6 protein-coding genes are annotated in these 5,899 nt (G+C 65.6%); 2 read left to right on the forward strand and 4 right to left on the reverse strand.

Annotated features, from left to right (window positions below):
* Positions 1-521 (forward strand): helix-turn-helix transcriptional regulator (locus ACXJL8_RS31475; protein WP_456686191.1); only part of this gene is annotated, 521 nt, incomplete at its 5' end.
* Positions 522-649: 128 nt separating this feature from the next.
* Complete coding sequence (locus tag ACXJL8_RS31480) at positions 650-1,867, forward strand: NAD(P)/FAD-dependent oxidoreductase (RefSeq protein WP_456621713.1); 1,218 nt, start codon at positions 650-652, stop codon at positions 1,865-1,867.
* Between the two features lie 306 nt (positions 1,868-2,173).
* Here ACXJL8_RS31480 and ACXJL8_RS31485 read toward each other — a convergent pair whose 3' ends face one another.
* From ACXJL8_RS31485 to ACXJL8_RS31500, 4 genes are all read right to left on the reverse strand, one after another.
* Positions 2,174-2,374, reverse strand: coding sequence for a hypothetical protein (locus ACXJL8_RS31485; RefSeq protein WP_456621712.1), 201 nt, complete (start codon positions 2,372-2,374; stop codon positions 2,174-2,176).
* A 294-nt stretch (positions 2,375-2,668) separates the two neighbouring features.
* On the reverse strand, positions 2,669-4,810 hold the full coding sequence (gene flhA, locus ACXJL8_RS31490) for a flagellar biosynthesis protein FlhA (protein WP_456621711.1): 2,142 nt from the start codon (positions 4,808-4,810) through the stop codon (positions 2,669-2,671).
* 336 nt (positions 4,811-5,146) lie between these two features.
* Positions 5,147-5,449 carry a copper-binding protein gene (locus tag ACXJL8_RS31495; RefSeq protein WP_456621710.1) on the reverse strand — a complete coding sequence of 101 codons (303 nt, stop codon included), beginning with the start codon at positions 5,447-5,449 and terminating at the stop codon, positions 5,147-5,149.
* Positions 5,450-5,465: 16 nt separating this feature from the next.
* A partial coding sequence (locus tag ACXJL8_RS31500) for a cupredoxin domain-containing protein (RefSeq protein WP_456686192.1) occupies positions 5,466-5,899 on the reverse strand: 434 nt, incomplete at its 5' end.

Consider the following 5,899-nt stretch of genomic DNA (forward strand, 5'->3'; position numbering starts at 1 on the left):
AGGACAAGCTGGCGCAGGGTCTCTCCGACGGTGCGGTGGCCGAGACCATTTTTCGCTATCACGCGCTCGCCGCCAATCACGCGCCACATCTCGACGCTGTCTGTCAGCGCCTGACCGCGCAGCACATGGTCGATCTCGTCGGCCTCCTGCTCGGCACCGATGCCGAGCATGCAAGCCTGGCGCGCGGGCGCGGACATGCGGCAGCGCGTCTCGATCTCATGCGCGCCGACGTGATGGCCGCGCTCGGCCGCAACGATCTCTGCCTGTCCGAAGTTGCCACGCGTTCCGGCCTGAGCCCGCGCCAGGCGCAGCGCCTGTTCGAGCAGGCCGGCACGACCTTCACCGAATTCGTGCTRGAGCAGCGGTTGCTGCTGGCGCGGAAGCTGCTTGGCGATCCCCGCGCCAGGGCGCGCAAGATCAGCGACATCGCGCATTCGTCGGGCTTCTCCGACCTGTCCTATTTCAACCGCGCCTTCCGCAAGCGCTTTGGCGCGACGCCGTCGGAGCAGCGCGAGGCCTGAGCCGCTCGCGATTTCGTCTTGCGATCGGTGCTGCCGCAGTTGGTCCGTCCGGCCAAATGAGCTATACCTGTCCGCGGGCAGACAGCTCGATCGCTTATCGATCCCTCGAGACAACGCAGTCAACGGACATGGCGCGTATCGTCGTGCTCGGCGCCGGATTTGCAGGCCTGTGGGCGGCCATCGGCGCCGCGCGCAAGCGCGACGAGATCGGCGCAGCCGGTGACATCGACATTCACCTCGTCGACCGCAATCCCTATCACAACATCCGCGTGCGCAATTACGAGGTCGATCTCGGCGAGGTCGCGCTTCCGCTTCCGCAATTGCTCGATCCGATCGGAGTGAGCCATGGCCTCGGTGAGGTCGAGGCGATCGATCCGGTCCGGCGCGAAATATCGCTGGTCACGAGTGCCGGCGACGAGATGATGGCTTATGACCGGCTCGTGCTTGCGCTCGGCAGCGAGGTGATGCGTCCCGCCATTCCGGGCCTCGCCGACCATGCCTTCGATGTCGACACCTATGTCGCGGCGCTCCGCCTTGAGGACCATCTCGCCTCGCTCGGACGCAGCGCGCCGTCGCCCGGACGTTCGACGGTCGTGGTGGTCGGCGCCGGCTTTACCGGCATCGAGGTCGCGGCCGAGATGCCCGACAGGCTGGCGCGTGCGGGCATCACCGGCAGCCGCCGCATCATCCTGGTCGATCCCAATCCCGCGGTCGGCGCGACCATCGGCGCGCACGCGCGCCCGGTGATCGAGACGGCGCTGTCCTCGCTCGACGTCGAGACGCGGCTCGGCGTCCGCGTGGTGTCGGTCGAGGCTGCCGGCATTCGCCTGAGTTCGGGCGAGTTCATCCACACGCAGACAGTGATCTGGTGCGCCGGCATGCGCGCGAGCCCGCTCGCGGCGAGTTTTCCGGGCGAGCGCGATCGCTTCGGGCGCCTGCTGGTCGATCCGTTCATGCGTGTTGCGGATCTGCCCGGCGTGTTCGCGGCCGGCGACGTTGCGTCCAGCGTGGTCGACGGACTGCATCCCACCGTGATGTCGTGCCAGTTCGCCCGCCCGATGGGCCGCTTCGCCGGCCACAATGTGGTGGCCGATCTCGCCGGCCTGCCGATGCTGCCGCTGCGGATCGACTGGTATGTGACCGTGCTCGATCTCGGCGATTGGGGCGCGCTCTACACGGAAGGATGGGATCGGGAGGTGCGGACCACTGGGGCAGCCGCGAAGGCGACCAAGCAGACCATCAACCGCAAGCGGATCTATCCGCCGCTGACCGGCAGCAAGGCCGAGTTGTTCGCCGCGGCCGCGCCGACGGTGCAGGCGCCGCCGCCGACCTATGGGGCGCGGTGAATGCCCTGCCGTCGTCCTGGCGAAAGCCAGGACCCATTACCCCTGGAAGTAGTTTGGCGAAGACTCGTTGTGCAGAATTGCAACCTCGCCCTCTCGAGAGACCTCGCGGTATGGGTCCTGGCTTTCGCCAGGACGACACCGAGAATGCGGTCCCACCATCTACCCAACCCCAGACATGAGAAAGCGCCCGTGGGGGGCGGGCGCTTTCTGTAGTCGACTTGGGGTTGGGGTCGTCTACATATCCACGTGGCGACTTTGGGGGGCTGGTAAAGAGCCGCGTGAATTCAAAAAACTCGTCAGATCTCCTTAGCGAACGAGGGACGCGTTCGAGCTGGTGATAGCGACCGGCTTGCCGGCTTTGATGACGCGTGCGGTCTGGGTCAAGCCTTCATCCGAACCCGAGCGCGCGCTGATTCCGAAGCCCGCCACCGCGATCCCGGCCACGAGCGCAACGACCACAATCTTCAGGTGGGTCGAGCGATCCGCGCTGTAAATCGAGTGGTTCATGGAAGGCTCCTGCCGCCATCTACCCGAAGTAGTCGCCGCCCTGTTCAGGCAGGTTCATGCTTCCGGTGCCCAACAACCTAGTATTGGGGGGATTCGTTCCCAAGGGGCGATCACAAGAGCGTGAAAGGACGTGAAGAGTCGCGATCAAAAGCGACCCTTGATCGTGTGATTTTATAATTATTTCAAAGATGTAATGTGCTTGTAAGGCGCCTCATCCGGATTTGGTCGACAAGGCGCCAGGAACTCAAAAACCATTTGCCTGTGGCCGAAAAACACACGGCTTCTTAAGGCAAATCAGACGCTTCCGACCGTTTTCAACCTCGCTCTAGGGTGGATTTCAGCCTGCGACAGCACCGTGGTCTGGGCGCGGAACCGCTCGACCAGCGAGCGCACGAACGGACGAATTGCCGCAGACGTGACCAGCACCGGCGCCTCGCCTTCGCGGGCGGCGCGCTCGAACGCCTCGCGCACCGCGGTCATGAACTCCGACAGTTTCGAGGGCTGCATGGCGAGGCTGCGCTCCTCGCCCTGGCCGACGATGGATTCGGCAAAGGCCTGCTCCCACCGCGCCGACAGCGCGATCAGCGGCAGATAGCCGTTGTACGAGGTGTTTTGCGCGCAGATCTGCCGCGCCAGCCGGGCCCGGACGTGCTCGACCATCGTCGCGGGATTGCGCGAGAAGGCCAGCGAATCCGCGATGCCTTCGAGAATGGTCGAGAGGTCGCGGATCGAGATGCGTTCGGCGAGCAAATGCTGCAGCACGCGCTGGATGCCGGAGACGGTGACCTGCGCCGGCACGATGTCCTTGACCAGCTCGCCCTGCTCCTTCGGCAGCTCCTTGAGCAGCTTCTGCACTTCACCATAGGACAACAGGTCCGACATGTTGGCCTTGAGCAGCTCGGTGAGGTGGGTGGAGAGCACGGTCGCGGCGTCGACGACGGTGTAGCCCTTGAGCGAGGCCTCCTCCTTGAGGCTGGCGTCAACCCAGGTCGCGGGCAGGCCGAAGGTCGGCTCGGTGGTGTGGATGCCGGGCACCTGCACTTGGCTGCCGCCGGGGTCCATGACCATGAACTGGTTTGGCCAGATCTTGCCGGTGCCGGCGTCGACCTCCTTGATCTTGATGATGTAGGTGTTGGCCTCGAGCTGGACGTTGTCGAGGATGCGCACCGACGGCATCACAAAGCCCATCTCGATCGCCAGCGAGCGGCGCAGCGCCTTGATCTGCTCGGTGAGGCGGTCGGTGCCGTCGGGGCCGTTGACGAGCGGCAGCAGCGCGTAGCCGAGCTCGATCTTGAGGTCGTCGATCTTGAGCGCCGCCGAGATCGGCTCCTCGGATGCGGCGGCTCCCGCCGCGCCGGGCGTTCCCGGTGCGGGCGCGGCCTTGGCGACTTCGTCGGCCTTGGCGGTCGCACGGTTGCGGTTGCGCGCCGACCAGGCCAGCGCGCCGGCGCCGGCGCCGAGCGCGAGGAAGGGGAGGGTCGGAATGCCCGGCAGCGCCGCCAGCACCAGCATGACCGCTGAGGACATCGCCAGCGCCTGCGGATAGCCGGAGAACTGCTTCATCAGCGCCTTGTCGGCCGCACCCGAAACGCCCGCCTTGGAGACGAGCAGGCCGGCCGCGGTCGAGACGATCAGCGCCGGTACCTGGGTGACGAGGCCGTCACCGACGGTCAGCAGCGTGTAGCTGCGACCGGCATCGGCAAAGGACAGGCCCTGCTGTGCGACGCCGATGATCATGCCGCCCACGACGTTGATGAAGACGATCAGGAGGCCGGCGATGGCGTCGCCGCGGACGAACTTGGAGGCACCGTCCATGGCGCCGAAGAAGCCGCTCTCGTCCTCCAGCTCCTTGCGCCGTTCCTTGGCGACCTTCTCGTCGATCAGGCCGGCGGAGAGATCGGCGTCGATCGCCATCTGCTTGCCGGGCATGGCATCGAGGTGGAAACGCGCGGCGACTTCGGCGATGCGGCCCGAACCCTTGGTGATGACCACGAAGTTGACGATGATCAGGATGGCGAAGACGATGATGCCGATGACGAAATTGCCGCCCATCACGAAGCTGCCGAAGGCCTCGATGACGTGACCGGCGGCATCCGTGCCCTCGTGCCCGTGCGACAGGATCAGGCGGGTCGAGGCCATGTTGAGCGACAGGCGCAGCATGGTCGAGATCAGCAGGATGGTCGGGAAGGCCGAGAATTCCAGCGGCGCCTGGATGAACAACGACGTCATCAGGATCAGGATCGAGAGCGTGATCGAGATCGCCAGGAACAGGTCCAGCACGATCGCGGGCAGYGGCAGGATCAGCACCACCAGGATGGTGAGGACGCCGAGCGCCAGCGCGATGTCGCCGCGCCTGAGGATGTTGCCGATCTCGGTGAGGGTGGGGAAGCCGGCATTTGTGCCGCCTACGCCCTGTCCCGCGGTGACGTCGACCATGGTAGCTGCCTCCCCGCGCGACTGCCGGCCGCGCGCCCCAAATGTCTGCGCGGCGRCCGAGGGGCCGCCGTTCCGAAAGTGAGGCACCGCACTGGCGTCCACGGGGGACCTCCCGTTCTACGCGGCTGACGACACTCGACTTCACCCGGCAATTCTTGCCGGGTGTATGGTTAGCAAAGGGTTAACGGAGGGTGCGGCGGGAGGTCAGACCGGGGTGTTTCGGCCCTCCCGGGTCGTCATTCCGGGGCGGTGCGAAGCACCGAACCCGGAATCTCGAGATTCCGGGTTTGGTCCTGCCGACCATCCCGGAATGACGGGGTAGGTGGCAAAGCGCCCCTACTTCGCCTTCTCCATCTTCGTCACCGTGTAGCCCGAAGCCGCCTCTTCGGCTTCGAAGGTGACCTTGTCGCCGACCTTCACCTGTTTGAGCAAAGCGGGATCCTTGACGCGGTAGACCATGGTCATGGGTTCATCCATGCCGAGGCTCTTGGCCGGCCCGTGCTTGAGCGTGATCTTGCCGGCGCTCTCGTCGATCTTCTTGACCTCGCCGCTGATCGAGGCGCCCTGCGCCGCGGCGGCACCGAAGATCAGGCCGAGCGTCAGCGCGAGCGCGGCGGCGATGCGGGTGATCGATTTCATGGCTCTCTCCATTGCTTCACTTCACCGTGACGCGGCCGACCATGCCGTAGTCGCGATGGTCCGGGATCAGGCAGGAAAATTCGAACGTGCCGGCCTTCGTGAACTTCCAGAGGATCTCGGCCGTCTTGCTCGGGGCGAGCCGGACCCCGTTCGGGTCGTCGTGCTCCATGTGCGGGTGCTTCTTCATCACCTCGGCATGCGCGAGATTCTCCTTCGTGGTGGCGAGCAGGAATTCGTGGTCCTCCTTGCCGACATTGCGCAGCACGAAGCGGACCTGCTCGCCGCGTTTGACGGTGATGCTGGACGGCTCATAGGACATCTCGCTCATCGCGATCTCGATGGTGCGGGCCGGCTTCCTGGGATCGCCGGGCTCGCCGGCCGAGAAGGATTCGTGGCCGTGATTTTCGTGCGCGAGGGCGGGCGCGATCGAGAGCACGGCCAGCGCGAGGA

It is taken from the genome of Bradyrhizobium sp. P5_C11_2 (assembly GCF_054049755.1).